The organism is Gemmatimonadales bacterium, assembly GCA_019637315.1.
Classification (GTDB): Bacteria; Gemmatimonadota; Gemmatimonadetes; order Gemmatimonadales; family GWC2-71-9; genus SHZU01.
The window spans coordinates 65,400-80,984 of sequence record JAHBVU010000010.1 but is presented as its reverse complement, the minus strand read 5'-3'; the positions used below and the strand labels follow the sequence as shown (position 1 = coordinate 80,984).

11 protein-coding genes and 5 tRNA genes are annotated in these 15,585 nt (G+C 66.1%); 8 read left to right on the top strand and 8 right to left on the bottom strand.

The annotated features are described in order from the left end of the window. Positions 1-408 (bottom strand): hypothetical protein, encoded by a 408-nt coding sequence (locus KF785_11215; GenBank protein ID MBX3147324.1) that lies wholly within the window; start codon positions 406-408, stop codon positions 1-3. A 279-nt stretch (positions 409-687) separates the two neighbouring features. Between KF785_11215 and KF785_11210 the strand changes: the two genes are divergently transcribed. From KF785_11210 to KF785_11195, 4 genes are read left to right on the top strand one after another with little or no spacing between them, the layout of a single operon-like run. Then, on the top strand, positions 688-1,356 hold the full coding sequence (locus tag KF785_11210) for a TetR/AcrR family transcriptional regulator (GenBank protein MBX3147323.1): 669 nt from the start codon (positions 688-690) through the stop codon (positions 1,354-1,356). A 2-nt stretch (positions 1,357-1,358) separates the two neighbouring features. Next, positions 1,359-2,486, top strand: a complete 1,128-nt coding sequence (locus KF785_11205; protein ID MBX3147322.1) for an efflux RND transporter periplasmic adaptor subunit — start codon at positions 1,359-1,361, stop codon at positions 2,484-2,486. Beyond that, positions 2,483-5,650: a multidrug efflux RND transporter permease subunit gene (locus KF785_11200; protein ID MBX3147321.1), complete on the top strand. Its 3,168-nt coding sequence runs from the start codon at positions 2,483-2,485 to the stop codon at positions 5,648-5,650. Before KF785_11205 ends, KF785_11200 begins: the two co-directional genes overlap by 4 nt. Further along, entirely contained in the window at positions 5,647-7,089 is a 1,443-nt protein-coding gene (locus tag KF785_11195) for an efflux transporter outer membrane subunit (GenBank protein ID MBX3147320.1), read from the top strand. Before KF785_11200 ends, KF785_11195 begins: the two co-directional genes overlap by 4 nt. A gap of 95 nt (positions 7,090-7,184) precedes the next feature. Here KF785_11195 and KF785_11190 read toward each other — a convergent pair whose 3' ends face one another. From KF785_11190 to KF785_11160, 7 genes are all read right to left on the bottom strand, one after another. Next, complete coding sequence (locus KF785_11190) at positions 7,185-7,517, bottom strand: XRE family transcriptional regulator (GenBank protein ID MBX3147319.1); 333 nt, start codon at positions 7,515-7,517, stop codon at positions 7,185-7,187. A 137-nt stretch (positions 7,518-7,654) separates the two neighbouring features. Beyond that, on the bottom strand, positions 7,655-7,996 hold the full coding sequence (locus tag KF785_11185) for a type II toxin-antitoxin system RelE/ParE family toxin (protein ID MBX3147318.1): 342 nt from the start codon (positions 7,994-7,996) through the stop codon (positions 7,655-7,657). Positions 7,997-8,434: 438 nt separating this feature from the next. After that, a tRNA-Lys gene (locus tag KF785_11180) sits at positions 8,435-8,507 on the bottom strand. A gap of 19 nt (positions 8,508-8,526) precedes the next feature. Beyond that, a tRNA-Glu gene (locus tag KF785_11175) sits at positions 8,527-8,598 on the bottom strand. 17 nt (positions 8,599-8,615) lie between these two features. Continuing rightward, positions 8,616-8,688: transfer RNA gene (locus tag KF785_11170), tRNA-Glu, on the bottom strand. A gap of 30 nt (positions 8,689-8,718) precedes the next feature. Then, positions 8,719-8,791, bottom strand: a tRNA-Trp gene (locus KF785_11165). A gap of 38 nt (positions 8,792-8,829) precedes the next feature. Continuing rightward, positions 8,830-8,903, bottom strand: a tRNA-His gene (locus tag KF785_11160). A 328-nt stretch (positions 8,904-9,231) separates the two neighbouring features. Between KF785_11160 and KF785_11155 the strand changes: the two genes are divergently transcribed. The 4 genes from KF785_11155 (at position 9,232) to KF785_11140 (ending at position 15,505) form a co-directional block, all read left to right on the top strand. Beyond that, a complete protein-coding gene (locus KF785_11155; protein MBX3147317.1) occupies positions 9,232-11,370 on the top strand; it encodes an Ig-like domain-containing protein in 2,139 nt (712 codons plus the stop codon). Positions 11,371-11,429: 59 nt separating this feature from the next. Then, positions 11,430-13,832: a response regulator gene (locus KF785_11150; protein MBX3147316.1), complete on the top strand. Its 2,403-nt coding sequence runs from the start codon at positions 11,430-11,432 to the stop codon at positions 13,830-13,832. 94 nt (positions 13,833-13,926) lie between these two features. Then, complete coding sequence (locus tag KF785_11145; protein MBX3147315.1) at positions 13,927-14,427, top strand: sigma-70 family RNA polymerase sigma factor; 501 nt, start codon at positions 13,927-13,929, stop codon at positions 14,425-14,427. Then, positions 14,414-15,505, top strand: coding sequence for a zf-HC2 domain-containing protein (locus tag KF785_11140; GenBank protein ID MBX3147314.1), 1,092 nt, complete (start codon positions 14,414-14,416; stop codon positions 15,503-15,505). Before KF785_11145 ends, KF785_11140 begins: the two co-directional genes overlap by 14 nt. The last annotated feature ends 80 nt before the right edge of the window (positions 15,506-15,585 follow it).

Sequence of the window (15,585 nt, the reverse complement as noted above, 5' to 3'; positions counted from 1 at the left end):
CTAGAAGTTGAAGACGCCGTTGATGTCCCCACAGTACGGCGGGCACTTCCACGGCGTGTCGCCGATGATGCCCTTGAGGATGTCATTGCCCTCGATGTCGACGCCGCAGAACATCAGCGTCACGGCACCCTTGGCATCGACACCCGGATAGAAGCGCAGGCCAGCGCAGCCCTTCTGCGCCAAGATGTCCTTGAAGATGTTGACGCCGTAGGCCGAGGGCACCAGTTCGCCAGCCCGCCCGGCGAACTTCTTGAGGTAGAGCAGCCGCATCCGCCGAGCCTGGGCATGCGTCAGCCGGTGCTTGCGGGTACCGAACGGCGGCACTCGGCGCTTGGGCTCTTTGGCCGGCGCCTTGACCACTGACAGCTTCGATGTCGCGGCGCGCTTCGAGGGTTTGCGAACCATCATTGATGCTCCTCACACGGGTCAATTCGAATATCGGGGCGTCCAAGTTCGTTCGACGTCGTTGAACCTGGCCCCAACAGCACAAAACTCCCAGGCTGCCAGGCAAAGAACAAGTTGGGAAAAAACCTTGCTTTTACCGAACAAAAGCCGAAATTGTCGAAAGTGCCGCGGGGACGGTGTCAGGGCTGGACCGCTGCAGTAATTGAGTGTATATTCAATTATTATTGGTTTGTAAATGATTACTTGGCAAGCGCTTGAAATACACGAATTGAGTAATCACAATTGCCGGAAGAATCCGCAACAAGCACGAGTGACGCCTCCGACCGCCAGCCCCGATGGCGCCGACGCCCCGCCGAACGACGCAGCGAAATCGTCGATGCTGCCGCCAGTGTCTTCGGCCAGCGAGGTTACGACCACGCCACGCTGACCGACATCGCCAAACGAGCCGGCGTCTGCGTCGGCACGGTGGCACATTACTTCGGCAGCAAGGAAGACCTCTTCCGCGCCGCCCTGTTCGACCGGCTGCATGAGGAGTTCGCCAAGGAAGAGGCGATTCTCGCCGGCCACCAGGGCTCCTACCGAAGCCTGATCGTAGGGTTGCTGCAGCGCATGGCCGACCGGGTTCGGCGTCTGGGCACCGGGGATCTGCTGTTCACCGGCCTGGCCCAGGCCAGCACCTTTCCCGAGGCCGGCCACCTGCTCTGCACCGAAGTCGGCGACCGCTGGCGTCGCCTCTTCTCCGGCGCGATCGAGGCCGGGATCCAGCACGGCGAGTTCCGCCGGCTCGACCCGGATCGAACCGCACGAGTCCTCGCAAGCGCCCTGATGGGCATGCTCGTCGCCCATGCCCGCCTGTCGCACTTCGATCCGCGCAGTCCGACCGCCGACCACATGGTCGAGACCTATCTCGACCTCGTCAGCCACGCTCTCATCGAGCCCGGAACACCCTGAGCATGTACTCGACTCACCGCTACCCGATTGCTGCGCTCCTGCTCGGCTTGCCGTTGCTGGCCTGCCAGGCTCCGCCGCCGCCCGTCATGCCGCCAACCGAAGTCACCGTGGTCGAAGCCATTCCCCAAACGCTCGGCGAGTCGATCGAGTTCATGGGCGCCGTGGAGGCGTACCGGAGTGTCGAAATCCGGGCCCAGGTGGCTGGGATCGTGCTCGAGCGTCCTTTCACGGAAGGCGCCGCGGTTCAGGCCGGTCAGGTGCTCTACCGAATCGACCCGCTCCAATACGATGCCGCCTGGCGCAGCGCCCAGAGCCGGCTGGCCGAAGCCCAGGCACGGCTGACCAACGCCGAGCGCAACCTGGCGCGCCTCACGCCGCTGCTGGCCGACAACGCCGTCGCCCGGCGCGATGTCGACGACGCCGATGCCGAGCTGGCGCGAGCCCGCGCCAGCGCCGACGACATGCGCGCCGCCGTCGACCGCGCCAGGAAGGACCTCGACGAAGCCACCGTCCGAGCACCGATTGCCGGGCGGGTCGGCCGAGCCCATCTCCAGATCGGATCGCGGGTCACCGGCCCCGGCGATCTACTGACGACCATCGACGTGATCGACCCCGTGTACGTCTCCTTCCGCCCCAGCTCGGCACAAACACTTGCCTGGCGGCGCGATCCGGCCACGGCCAAGGCGCTGCAGCCCGGCGGCACCGTGGAGATCGGCCTGACCCTGCCCGACGGCTCCGCCTATCCCCGCCAGGGCCGGATCGATTTCGTCGATCCCGTCGTCGACCCGGCCACCGGAACGCAGCAATACCGCGCCACCTTCACCAACGGCGAACGGCTCCTCGTCCCGGGACAGTTCGTCCGGGCCTCGCTGCGCGGCTTACAGCGAGCCAACACCCTCGCCGTGCCCCAGCGCGCGGTCCAGCAAGTCCTCAACCGCCAGTTCGTCTATACCGTCGGCGCCGGTGATACGGTCCACGCCCGCGATGTTCGCACCGGCCCCTTGCTCGACAGCCTCTGGATCATCGAAGAGGGTATCGCCGCCGGCGATCGCATCGTCGTCGACGGGATCCAGAAGATTGGTCCTGGTGCGGTGGTCAAGCCGGTTGCGGCAGCAAGGCCTGGCGCATGAGTACGCCGAGCCCACTCCCGCCAACCGAGCGGGAGTACCTGTTCATCCGGCGACCCGTCACGGCCGCCGTGATCTCGATCGTGATCGTCCTGCTGGGGCTGTTCGCGATACGTACCTTGCCGATTGCGCGGTTCCCGCAGATCACGCCGCCCTCGATTCAGGTCACGGCTGTGTTCCCGGGCGCAACCGCAGAAGACGTGGCCCAGGCGGTCGCGGCTCCGATCGAGCAGCAACTCTCAGGACTCAACGGGCTGCTCTACTTCAAGTCGGCCAACTCGTCCGATGGCGTCATGAACCTGGAGATCGTGTTCGACATCTCGCGCGACCAGGATCTGGCCGCCGTCGACGTCCAGAACGCGGTCAAACTCGCCGAGCCGCAGCTCCCGGAGGAGGTCCGCCGCAACGGCATCGTGATTCAGAAGTCGCAGAGCGACATTCTGATGGTCGGGTCGCTGACCTCCGACGACCCCAATCACAACATCGAGTTCATTACCAACTACGCCAAGCTGTACGTCGAAGACGAGCTGAAGCGAATTCCCGGCGTCGGCAACGCCCAGGCCTTTGGCGGGCGCGAGTTTGCCATGCAGATCAGCCTGGATCCTGATCGAATGGCGCGCCTGGGCGTCACGGTCCAGGAAGTGGCCGCCGCAATTCGGGATCAGAACGCCACCAACCCGGCGGGGCGCCTGGGCCGACAGCCTTCGCCCGAGTCGACCCAGCTGACCTTTGCCGTGACCACCCGGGGCCGGCTCGCGACTGCTGCGCAGTTCGACAGCGTGGTGGTGCGGGCCCGAACCGACGGCTCGCTGATTCGAGTAAGCGATGTCGGCAGCGCCACCCTGGGCGCCCGCAGCTACGACGCGACCGGTCGCCTGAACGGCAAACCGACCACCAACTTCCTGGTCAACCAGCGGCCGGGCGCCAACGCCCTCGACGTCAAACAGGCCATCGACGATCGGATGGCGGAGTTGAGTCGGACCTTCCCGCCCGGCTTCCGATGGCAGGCGGCGTTCGATACCACCCCGTTCATTCGGGAGTCGATCACCGAAGTCGTCAAGACCCTGCTCGAGGCGATGGTGCTGGTCACGCTGGTCGTCTTCATCTTCTTGCAGAGCTGGCGCGCCACCGTGATTCCGCTGCTGGCCGTTCCCGTCAGTATCATCGGCACCTTCCTTGGCCTCCAGGCCCTGGGCATGTCGATCAATACGCTGACCCTGTTCGGCCTGGTGCTCGCCATCGGTATCGTGGTCGACGACGCGATCGTGGTGATCGAGAATGTCGAACGCATCATGGCCGAAGAACACGTGCCTCCGCGCGAGGCCGCCAATCGAGCCATGCGGCAGGTGTCCGGCGCGCTGGTGGCCATCGTGCTGGTGCTCTGTGCGGTGTTCGTGCCTGTTGCCTTCATCGGCGGGGTAACCGGCGAGTTCTACAAGCAGTTTGCCGTGACCATCGTGATCTCGGTGGTGCTGTCGGGCATCGTGGCGTTGACGCTGACACCGGCCCTGTGCGCCGTGATGCTGACTCACTCCAACGAAGACAGCACCAACAAGTACGCTCGGAAGTTCAACGCCTGGTTCCACCGGGTTACCGATCGCTACCTGGGCGGCGTCGGTCGTCTGGTCGGCCGGCCCCGGCGCTGGCTGGCTGTCTTTGCCGTGATGACGGTCCTCACCGCCGTGCTCGCTCGTCGGGTCCCGACCGGGTTCCTGCCAACCGAGGACAAGGGCTTCTTCGTGATCTCGATCCAGCTGCCGGACGCGGCGTCCCTGCCCCGGACCGAGGCATTTGTGGAACAGGTCGAAGCGATGCTGGCCCGGGAACCTGCCGTCACCAACATTACGGCCATGGTCGGGCTCGACATCCTGACCCGAGCCACCCAGACCAACAGCGCCACCATGTTCGTGCGCCTGGCACCCTGGAAGGAGCGGAGTGCGGATCAGAGCGTCGACGCGATCCTGGCCCGTACCAACGGCGCCCTCTGGGGCATGAAGGAAGGGATTGCGTTCGGCTTCAACTTCCCCGAGGTCCCCGGCTTGGGCACGTCGGCGGGCCTGGAGCTCAACCTGCAGGCGCGGACCGGCAGCGACATCCGCCAGTTTGCGCAGCAGGCACGCGCCTTCGTCGCGGATGCCAACGCGCTGCCCGAGATCCAGGGCGCCAACACCAACATCCGCGCCGATGTTCCGCAGGTCTACGTCGAGATCGACCGGGACGCCGCCGCAGCGAAGGGCGTCAGTATCGGTGCGATTTCGTCGACGATGCAGGCTCTCCTGTCGACGCTCTATGTCAACGATTTCAACCTCTACGGCCGAACCTGGCGGGTTCAGGCCGACGCCGGAGCGCCGTTCCGCCAGCACCCGGAGGATATCTCCCGTCTCTACGTCCGGGGCCACGGCGGCGACATGGTGCCATTGGGCTCGCTGATTCGAACCGAGATGCGCACCGGGCCAAGCATGGTGACCCGATTCAACGGATTCCCCTCCGCCATGGTGACGGCCACCCCGAAACCAGGCAAGAGTTCAGGGGAGATGCTCGATGCAGTCGATCGGCTGGTGGCCGAGAAGTACGCAGCCGAGGGAATCGGATCGGCCTTGAGCGGGCAGTCGTTCCAGGAGCGGCGTACCAGCGGCGAAGCCGGGTTGGTCTTCGTCCTGGGCCTGATCCTGGTCTTCCTGGTGCTTGCTGCGCTGTACGAAAGCTGGGCGATTCCTTTCGCGGTCGTGCTCGGCGTGCCCTTCGGAGTGGCCGGCGCCTACCTGGGCGTCTGGCTGCGCGGCATACCCAGCGACATCTACTTCACGGTCGGCTTGATCACCGTGGTCGGGCTGGCGGCCAAGAACGCGATCCTGATCGTCGAGTTCGCGACCGCGCTCCGACGGAAGGGCCTCGCCGTTCGGGAGGCGGCCTTGCAGGCAGCGCGAGAGCGCTTCCGCCCCATTCTGATGACCTCGTTCGCGTTCATCCTGGGTGTCCTGCCGCTGGTGGTCTCGGGCGGCGCGGGCGCCGCAGGTCGACACTCACTCGGCACCGGTGTGTTCTTCGGGATGCTGGCGGCGACCATGATCGGCGTCTTCTTCATTCCCCTCTTCTTCTTCGTGATCCAGCGGCTGACCGAGCGAAAGCATTCTGTGCCGGCCAGTGCCGCGGAGGGACGGTCATGATCCGCTCGCTTCGCATTCTCCTGCCGCTTGCCCTGGCGGCCGGCTGTGCGGTTGGCCCCTCGCCGCAGGTCCACCCGGCTCCGATCGCGCCGCTCCGGCCGGCCGCGACGGACGGGGTTCGGCAGCCACTGCTCGATTCACTGGTCACCGCCAACCTGCCCGCGACCGGACCGCTCGTGCTCACCGACGACCCGGCAGCGATCGCGCTGCAGTGGCTCGACGTGGTCGACGATCCGGCGCTGGCCACTCTGGTGCGCACCGCGGTCGAGGGGAACCTCGATCTGCAGGCTGCCGCAGCCCGGGTCCGGGAGTACCGGGCGCTCTTCGGCGCCGCCCGGGGCGACCTGCTTCCGCGACTCGATGCCAACGGTTCCTATACCACCAACCAAACGGTCTTCGGCTCGCTCGGTGCCATGCAGTTCGACGCCGTCCGAATCTCGGCCGACCTGCAGTGGGAGCTCGACTTCTGGGGCAAGCTGCGGCGGCAAACCCAGGCCGCTCGCTTCGACTGGGGTGCCCGAGAGGACGACCGCCAGGCGATTCTGCTCAGCCTGGTGAGCGACGTGGTCACCGCGTATCTCGAGCTTCGCGAACTGGACGAGAACGTGCGCGTCACCGAGCAGACGCTGCTCAGCCGCGAAGCGACCTTGCGCCTGGCTCGACAGCGCTTTGCCCAGGGGGTGATTTCCGAGCTCGACGTCCGGCAGTTCGAAGCCGAGCTTGCCGGCCCCGCCGCGCGGGTGGCGGAGTTCATTCGGCTGCGGACCCACAAGGAAAACCAGCTCTCACTGCTGCTCGGTCAGGCGCCCCAGCCCATCGTGCGCGGGCTGCCCCTCGATTCGACCGTGCGCAAGCTTACGCCACCGGACTCCATCTCCTCGAGCCTTCTGGCCCGCCGGCCGGACGTGATGCGCGCCACCAAGTCGTGGTCCGCAGCGGCAGCTCGGGTCGGCGTGGCGGTCGGGAACCGGTTGCCGCGCATTGCCCTGACCGGTTCGTACGGCACCCAGCAGCCGGACTTCAGCGGGCTGTTTGCCACCAACGGCGAGGTCTACGCCGCCGGCGTCAACGTGTCACTCCCGCTCTTCACCGGTGGACGTCTGCTCAATCAGCAGCGGGCTGCCGCAGCCCGGGCCGATCAGGCCCGGATCGACTACGAGCGCACCGTCCTGACCGCGCTCCGTGAGGCCAATGACGCGCTCTCGGCCGTTCGGCTCTCCCGCCAGCAGCTGGCGGCGCAGCTGACCCAGACGCAGGCGCTGCGACGGGCCGTTGCGCTGGCTGAGCAGCGCTATGCAGCGGGAATTTCGAGCTACCTCGAGGTGCTCGATGCCCAGCGCGGCCTGTATGCGGCCGAACTCGGCCTGGTCGGAACGCAGCGCCAGGCGCTGATCACGACGGTGCAGTTGTACAAGGCGTTCGGCGGCAGCTGGCAGTAGCCGAACGTCGGCGCGGTACCCCGGTCGCCCATCGGCCGGGGTACCCGCCTCTGTTTTGCGAGTCGCCTTACGACCCACGACGAAGCAGGGCGTCGTTAGGCAGCTTCGAACTGATCAATCCGCACGTCCCCCTCCGGGAAGCGGGCGACGATTTCCAACTGCCCGCCCATCGCCTCGATGTAGCGACGGAGCGTCGAGACATACATATCGGCCTGGTGCTCCAAGCGTGATACCGCCGACTGCTGTTCGAGCCCCATCGCTTCCGCCAATGTTTCCTGCGTATACTGCTTGGCTTGGCGAAGGCCAGCCAGAGGCATGCTCGCCCGCGTCGCGGCAACCTTCGCCGCGATGTCGGCCTCCACCTCTGGCGAGAAGGTACGCCGGACTTCCTTCCAGGGCCGACCCGTCTTCTTCGTGTCCTTTGCCATCACCGATTCTCCTTGGTCCATGTATGTGTGTCGATTGTTTTTTCGGTATCTGGTGTCGTTTGCTAGCTGCTTCTTCCGATTCGGGTTCGGTCAGTCGGCTATCTGGGTCCATCTTCTTTCTTAGTCGGTCCAAACCTTCAGTCCAATGTGTCCAGATACTCTCGCATCAGCTGCTCCGCCTTGGGCACGTTTCGATCATACCACCGATCATCGCCGCCCTGGTCGCCACCTAGGATGACGACCGCCTGGCGCTTCGGATCGAAGCAGTACAGGATGCGAAACGGTCGCCCCTTAACTTGTCGACGCAACTCGCGAAGTGCGAACCGTGTCCCTTTGATTGCAGACGACTGGGGGAATCCCAGCCGCACCCCGTGCTCCTCCAGCTCCTCGATCGCCACCGTCACTTCCGCCGCTTCGTCGTCCGGGAGTTCCTCGTACCAATCCCGGAAGTGGTCCAGCACGATCACTTCGATCGCCATTGTTGACATCATCCCCTATAGGACACCTTGCTGTAAGTACAATACAAGCATAGTACATTATTGTAATAAGCGCAATGTGTTATGTTACATTAAGTCAAAGCGCATACGATGTTGGTGGCAGGACACCCCTTCGGCGACCACACCGCCGGCCGCTAGGCACGTCGTGGTTTCGGGCATCCCGGCGTGTGTCCGGTCCGTTGTACTCTCGGGTGACGACCTCGAGAGCGCGATGGGGGTTCACCCGGCACGCGAGCCTGAAGAACTACGAACGGTACCTGCGGGATCGGCGCCCCGAAGTGCTCGAATTGCAGAAACGGATGGATCAGCGTCGAATGACCAAACGACGACCAAATGAGGCAGAAAACGCAACCGACGCCCAAACAAGCGCGTCGGTGGAAAGTGTTGCTGTGACTGGGCTTACACCTACTGGTCCTACCATGCACCGCCCAGGACTTGAACCTGGAACCTACTGATTAAGAGTCAGCTGCTCTGCCAATTGAGCTAGCGGTGCGTCAGTTCCTCACGTCGAATGACCCCAACGGGAATCGAACCCGTATTACCACCTTGAAAGAGTGGTGTCCTAACCGTTAGACGATGGGGCCGGGGTCGCTCGGTCGAGTACCGCTAACGGGATTCGAACCCGTGTTCCAGCCTTGAGAGGGCTGTGTCCTAGGCCTCTAGACGATAGCGGCATATGTCGTACTTCCCTGCCTTACTCCCCACAGGCCCGGAGGGAATCGAACCCCCAACCCCCGGTTTTGGAGACCGGTGCTCTACCAGTTGAGCTACGGACCTAAGCCCACCTTACCTCGCCCCACCAGACTTCCCGCGAGGGTGGCTGACGGGGATCGAACCCGCAACCTCCGGAACCACAATCCGGCGCTCTAACCGATTGAGCTACAACCACCACGTTGTGGAGCCCGAAAAAATACGAGCGTAACCGCCTCATGGTCAACCCCTTAGCCGCCCACAGCGCGCCAGACGCCCGGCTGCGCCGACCATAGGCCTGGAACTTGCCAACCCACTGCCACGTGGAAAGTTATTAGACGGTCGAATTCCGATAGAAACAGGCGAGAAATCGGGCACGATGGCAGTCAGAAATCGACCGGATATGACGCTCTAAATATTTACAAAAACAAGAGATACGAAGTGATAGATCAGCCGGATTCTCGCAGGTAGTCCGGTGCAGTATGGCGAAAGTAACTCTCAAGAAGTCGTACACTTGGAGGACGCATATGCAGTGGCGTTCAGCCCGTGTTTGGGGTCGCGCGGTTCCTTTGCTTGCCGCAATTGCTGTGGCAGGCTGCAGCCAGGACGGGCCCACCGGGCCACGGATTGCGAGTCTGTCGATCGCGTCCCCCAACCCGCAAACCGGACCGATCGGTGGCCTGCTGCCCCAGCCCCTGACCGTACGGGTCGTAGACCAGCGCCAGGAACCGATCTCGGGCGCCGTGGTCACCTTCGCGGTCACCGCCGGCAACGGCATCCTTGGCGCCTCGAGCGATACCAGTGACGCCAACGGATATGCCCAGGTCACCTTCCGGGTCGGCTCCTCCGTCGGCGCCCAGGCCGTGGCAGCATCGCTCCCCGGCCAGACCCCGGTCTCGTTCCTGATCAATGCGACCTCGGCGCCGGCCAGTCTGGTCCAGATCGTCGACGGCGACGCGCAGAGCGCTCAGGTTGGCGCCCAGCTCGAAGAAGAGCTGGTGGCGCGAGTCACCGATGCCTTCGGCAATCCCAAGGTCGGCGTACCGTTGTCATTTACCGTGACGAGCGGCGGCGGAACGGTATCGGCCGCCACCGTACTGACGGATCAGGCCGGTCTTGGCAAAATTCGCTGGACCCTCGGCATCGTCGCCGGAACCCAGCTCGTCAGCGCCTCGACCGGAGCGATTCCACCGGTGACCTTCAGTGCGACAGGCATTCCCGATTCGCCCTCGCAGATCGTCGTCGTGAGCGGCGGCAATCAGGTCGGCGATCCCGGCACGGCTCTGCCGGACTCGATCATCGTTCGCGTCGTCGATCGCTTCGGTAACGGAGTCGGCGGCGTGTCCGTCACTTGGACTCCGGCGCAGGGCGCCGGCACGGTCAGCCCGGGCAGCTCAGTGACCAATGCCACCGGTCGCGCCGCTACCCGGTGGACGCTCGGCGGCAGCGGAGGTCCGAAGTCGGTTCAGGTAGCGGCCGGTGCCGGCGTGAGCGGCACTGTCACCGCGAGCGCGTTCATCGAGTTTGCCACCATCTCCGGCGGCGGCCGCAGCACCTGCGCCATCGACGAGGGCGGCGTGCTCTACTGTTGGGGCTTCAACGGCGATGGCCAGCTCGGCATCGGCACCGGACCGGCTGGCGCCGGGCCGACCTATGCGGTGCCGCAGTCCGTGGCCCCAGTCACCAACCAGACCTTCGTCTCGCTCAACGGCGGCCGCTTCCACAACTGCGCGGTGACCTTCTCGCACAATGCCTACTGCTGGGGCGGCAACGCCAACGGCCAGTCGGGGCAGCCCAATACGCGCTCGATCGAGTCGCCGACGCTGGTCAGTCTCGCCGTGCCCTTCCTGACCATCTCGGCCGGTCGCGTCCACACCTGCGGCGTCTCCATCGGCGGCCGGGCCTACTGCTGGGGCGACAACGAACGCGGCCAGCTGGGCGGTAACGTCGACACGGTGGCGAACACCTTCGTACCCTCCAGCACGCCGGTCGAAGTCGGCACGATCTCGGGCGGCGGGGGCGGCTACCACGAGAACTACCCCGGCCAGAACGTGCTGGACTTCAAGTCGATCGCAACCGGCGGCGTCCATGCCTGCGGTGTGAACCGCGGCGGCACCGCATACTGCTGGGGCCTCGGCCGCGAGGGCCAGCGCGGCGACGGCAGCAACTCGCTAAACCGAGTCATTCCCAACGTACCCGTCCTGAGCTCGGCGACGTTCGACGCCATCACCGCCGGCTATGCGCACACCTGCGCCCGGACCACGACAGGCACCGTCCACTGCTGGGGTGAGAACAACGCCGGGCAGCTGGGCAATGGGGGCAACGCCAACAGCAACATTCCTGTAGTTGCCGGGGGCGGGCTGCTGTTCAGCTCGATCACGGCCGGCTACAGTCACACCTGCGGCCTGGCTGCGGGTGGTACCGCATTCTGCTGGGGCAACAACAGCCGCGGCCAGCTGGGCAACGGGTCGACGGCAAGCCAGAATCTCCCGGTCGCGGTCGAGGGAGGGCTGTCGTTCGTCAACATCTCCGCGGGCGACTTCCACACCTGCGGCGTCACGGCCGGCGGCACCGCCTATTGCTGGGGCGACAATGAGTACGGCGCCCTGGGCGACGGAACTCTGGCGCACCGCTCGGTGCCGACACGGGTTCGCTTCCAGCGATAGGACTTAACGGAAACTGACGCGAGGCCGGGTCTTCCCGGCCTCGCGCAGTTACCGGCGCCATGTCGGACACGCCGCTGCCCCGGATTCACGCCGACGTCTCGCATCTGCTCGAGGCGCTCTCGTCGCAACTCGTCATCGTCGACCGCGACGGACATATCGTCGCAGCCAACCGCGCCTGGCGGAACAGCACCAGGATCACCGACTACCTGACCGCCTTTCAGCTCGTTGCCCACCCCGACCTGACGCTGCTCTGCGCGGTCCGCGACGGCGTTGCGGCGGTACGCCGGCGCAGCGTGCCGGAATTCGTCATCGAGTTCCCCATTGTGGTCGGCAACGAGCAGCGCTGGTACCTGCTCCGCGCCGCACCGCTTGGTCCGGATGAGGCTGAGCAGGTCCTGATCGCGCACGTCGACATCACCGACCGAACCAGGGCGGTCCGGCTCTCGGCGCTCCAGCACGAGATCCTGTCCCTGACCGTGGCAGACACCCCGCTGCGGACCACGCTCGATCGCCTGGCCGACGCCCTCGAGTCCGACGCGCTCGGCGCGCACTGTGCCATTGTAACCATCGGTCCGGACGGCGCCACCGGCACCCTGGGCGCCGCACCGTCGCTTGCCGCCGGGCTGGCCGACCAGCTCGAAGGGGTTCGGACAGAAACGCTGCTGCACTTCGTCGACAGCCCCGCCGTTGCGGAGCTGACCCAGCTGCCGGGTACGGACTGGATCGACGCTGCGGTGGCCCACGGATACGGCAACATCGCCACCACGCCGATCCGCTCACGGAGCGGCGTCAATCTCGGCGTACTGCTGCTCTTCTATCCTCCCGCAACGACGCCGGCGCCCAACGCGCGTGCGCTGCTCGCGGTGGGCGCGTCCCTGGCCGCGGCGGCGATCGAGCGCGCCCGGACCGCCCGCGCCCTGCGGGAGCGCGACTCCCGACTCAACTCGGTCTTCGTGCTCCAGCCGGACGCGGTCTTCACCCTCGACGGCTCCGGCACCATCGTGACCGGCAACCCAGCCGCCGAGGCCCTTCTCGGAGAAGCCACGAGCGACTTCGCCGGAACCCGCTTCGAGCACCTCGTGGCGGAAGCGGAGCGAGCCACGTTCCGACGGCATCTCGCCAAGGCGCTGACTGGGTATCCCCAGCGATTCACGCTCTCACTGGTTCGGCCATCCGGCCCGCGCATCGACGCCGATACGACCCTGGTGCCGCTCCGGACCGATGGCGGCACCGGAAGCGTCTACCTCGTCGCCAAGGACATCACGGAGCAATTGGCGGCAGCCGAGCGCCTCGCCAGCAACAACCGCCAGCTGCGCCAGTCCGCCAAGCTCGAAGCGGTCGGACGGCTCACCGGAGGCATTGCGCACGACTTCAACAACCTGCTCACGGCCATTCGCGGCTACGCGGACCTGCTGCTTGCCAACGCGTCGATTACCGGTGGCGCCCGTGAAGATGTCCTGGAAATCGCCCGCGCCACGACGCGTGCCACCAGCCTGACCCGCCAGGTCCTGAGCTTCAGTCGTCATCAGGGCACGCAGCGCCGAGTCATCGATGTCAACGGGGTGGTCGAAGAATGCCGCAGCATGCTGAGCCGCCTGGTGCGTGCCGACGTCGACCTGACCGTGGACCCCTGCCCGGTCCCGGCGTGGATCCAGGCCGACCCGGTTCAGATACACCAGACCATCATCAACCTCGCCGTCAATGCGCTCGATGCAATGCCGAGTGGTGGCCGCCTCCACCTGAGCGTGGGGCGTCAACGCGCCGGCGACATGGGGCGTCCCGCGCTGGTGCCGCTGGAGCAGCGAGACTATGTGACGCTGACCGTGCAGGACACCGGCGACGGGATGGATGTCGAAACCCAGGCCCACGTGTTCGAGCCGTTCTTCACCACCAAACCCGAAGGCCACGGCACCGGGCTCGGCCTCTCGACCGTGTACGAGATCGTCCAGCAATCGGGCGGACGGATCGGCTTTTCGAGTACACCGGGACAAGGCACCGTTTTCGAACTCTACTTTCCGGCGGCGGCCGCTCCGTGCGACCGATCCGGTCCAGCTGCCGGGCTGGCCCTTTCGCCCACGCCGACCGGCGCCGAGACCGTGCTGATCGTCGAAGACGACGAGTCGGTCCGGGTGATGCTCGCGCGACTCTTGAGCGCGAGCGGGTATACTGTGCTCGAGGCGCGCCACGGCGCCGATGCCCTGCTGATCAGCGAGGAGCATCCGGACCAGATTCACCTGCTCCTCTCCGACGTCGTAATGCCCGAGATGAACGGGGTCCGCCTGGTGGAACTGATTCGCGAACAGCGCCCCGACATCGGCGTGGTCCTCATCTCGGGCTATTCGCGCGAGGAGATCGACCGAAAAGGCCGCCCGATTCCCCACCTCACCTTTCTCCAGAAACCCTTCACCAGCAACGACTTGACACGGGCCGTCCGGCGCGTTCTGGATCGCGTCGCCTGCTGACCCCCGGGTGGTGTGCAAGCCCCGCCCCCTGACGCATCTCCCCTTCCGTCGATTGCGGCATTAGCCTCTCCCGATCAGGAGCCGACCCGGTCGCATGACGGAATACGTCGCTGAACTCTTCCTTCAGTACCATGCCTCCCTGGTGCGCATGCTTCATCGCCGCACGGGAGACCGGGAACGCGCCGAGGAACTGGCACAGGAGGTGTTCGCCCGCGCCGTGGCCGCCCCGCCGCGAAATCCGCGGCCGTGGCTCTTTGCCGTGGCGCTCAACCTGGTGCGGGAAGAGGGGCGGCGCGCCGTGCGTCAGGGTCGCCGCCTCGAGCTGTACCGCGATGAACAGCCAGCCACCGCGCCCGCGCCGGACGAGGAACTGCTCCGGGAGGAAAAGGTGGGTCGGATCCGTGAGGCGCTTGCTACGCTATCCGATCGGGACCGCGAGGCCCTCCTGCTGCAGGCTGAAGGATTCAGCTACGACGAAATCGCCGAGGCCACGGGTCTGGCCCGCGGTGCGGTTGGCACGACGCTCTCACGAGCCCGGCGCCGGCTGGTGGAGAGTTATCGGGAACGGGAGGGACAGCGCGATGTCGCATCTTGACGAGGGAATGCTCCACATGCTGCTCGACGGCGAGGTATCCTCAGCCGACCTGCCGGCGGTCGAGCGACACCTGGCTCAGTGCCGCGACTGTCAGGCGCGCCTGGAGGAAGCGCGGGCCTTTCGCGATGAGGCGTTCGGGCTGATCGAGTCGCTCGACGAAGCGGATGGGTTGGAACCGATCAGCGGCATCGCCGACCGATCCGCCATCGCGGCTTCGCCCGCCGCCAGCGCCACACCGCCCGCCGCCGCCAGGCAGGACACGCCCCCGCTCCAGTCTCTCGCCGCTGCCAAGCCGGCGGGCTCGACATCCGCGCCAGCCGATCGGGGACGGCATCGCGCCTGGTCCCGCTGGGGCCGGCCGCTGGCCTGGGCGGCGACCATTGTCGTTGCTGTCGGGCTCGGATACAGCTGGCGCGGCCAGCGCAGCGTGATCCAGACCAGCCCCGGCGCCCAGACGGCAATCGCGGAGGGCGTGGCGGCGGATCAACGGGTGCTTGCCGACTCGAGCCCCCGTGATGCAGCCGAACCGACTGCGGTGGCTCCACCGTTGGCCCAGCGCCGCGCAGCGGCTCCTGCCCAGCCGTCAGAGCCGGCATCGGCCGAGCTGCGCGCAGATACCCGGAAAGAATCCGCTCCGCTGGCTGCAGCCTCACCTCAGGCCGCCGATCGCGAATCGGCCAAGGTGGCTCCGGCCCCCGCCCCGCCAGCTCCGGAGTCGGCCCCGCTCAACCGGATGGCCGCGGCCCGCGCCCGGACCAGCGATACGACCCGAGTGCTCCCGATCGAGCGGCCCATCGCGCTGTCGGAGGTGGTCACGGCCGGCGTTGCCCCGCGGGCGCCTTCGATCTCGGCCGATTCCGCGATTCGCCTGCTGGGCGGCTCGCTGCTCCTGATCGAGGGCTGGAACCCCGATCGCTATGAACTGATGGATCGAACCGTTCGGGTCGTCTATCAGACGCCGTTCGGCGACGTTGCCCTCGAGCAGTGGCGCACCGATCGCACGGTTGGCCACCAGCTGATCACGCCGTCATCGGCCCCGACCGATTCCGTAGCGGCGTGGCGCAATCGCATCAGGTAGCTGCGGTGGGTATCCGAAAAAGACGAACGGCCCGAGACCCGGAGCAGGCTGTCCGGGTCTCGGGCCGTCGTTCTGGCGTG

Excerpts from the sequence above, each read along its gene's own strand:
- KF785_11195 (MBX3147320.1), top strand. The coding sequence starts at position 5,647 with ATGATCCGCTCGCTTCGCATTCTCCTGCCGCTTGCCCTGGCGGCCGGC.
- KF785_11155 (MBX3147317.1), top strand. The coding sequence starts at position 9,232 with ATGCAGTGGCGTTCAGCCCGTGTTTGGGGTCGCGCGGTTCCTTTGCTT.
- KF785_11215 (MBX3147324.1), bottom strand. The coding sequence starts at position 408 with ATGATGGTTCGCAAACCCTCGAAGCGCGCCGCGACATCGAAGCTGTCA.
- KF785_11205 (MBX3147322.1), top strand. The coding sequence starts at position 1,359 with ATGTACTCGACTCACCGCTACCCGATTGCTGCGCTCCTGCTCGGCTTG.
- KF785_11190 (MBX3147319.1), bottom strand. The coding sequence starts at position 7,517 with ATGGCAAAGGACACGAAGAAGACGGGTCGGCCCTGGAAGGAAGTCCGG.
- KF785_11140 (MBX3147314.1), top strand. The coding sequence starts at position 14,414 with ATGTCGCATCTTGACGAGGGAATGCTCCACATGCTGCTCGACGGCGAG.
- KF785_11145 (MBX3147315.1), top strand. The coding sequence starts at position 13,927 with ATGACGGAATACGTCGCTGAACTCTTCCTTCAGTACCATGCCTCCCTG.
- KF785_11150 (MBX3147316.1), top strand. The coding sequence starts at position 11,430 with ATGTCGGACACGCCGCTGCCCCGGATTCACGCCGACGTCTCGCATCTG.
- KF785_11200 (MBX3147321.1), top strand. The coding sequence starts at position 2,483 with ATGAGTACGCCGAGCCCACTCCCGCCAACCGAGCGGGAGTACCTGTTC.
- KF785_11185 (MBX3147318.1), bottom strand. The coding sequence starts at position 7,996 with ATGGCGATCGAAGTGATCGTGCTGGACCACTTCCGGGATTGGTACGAG.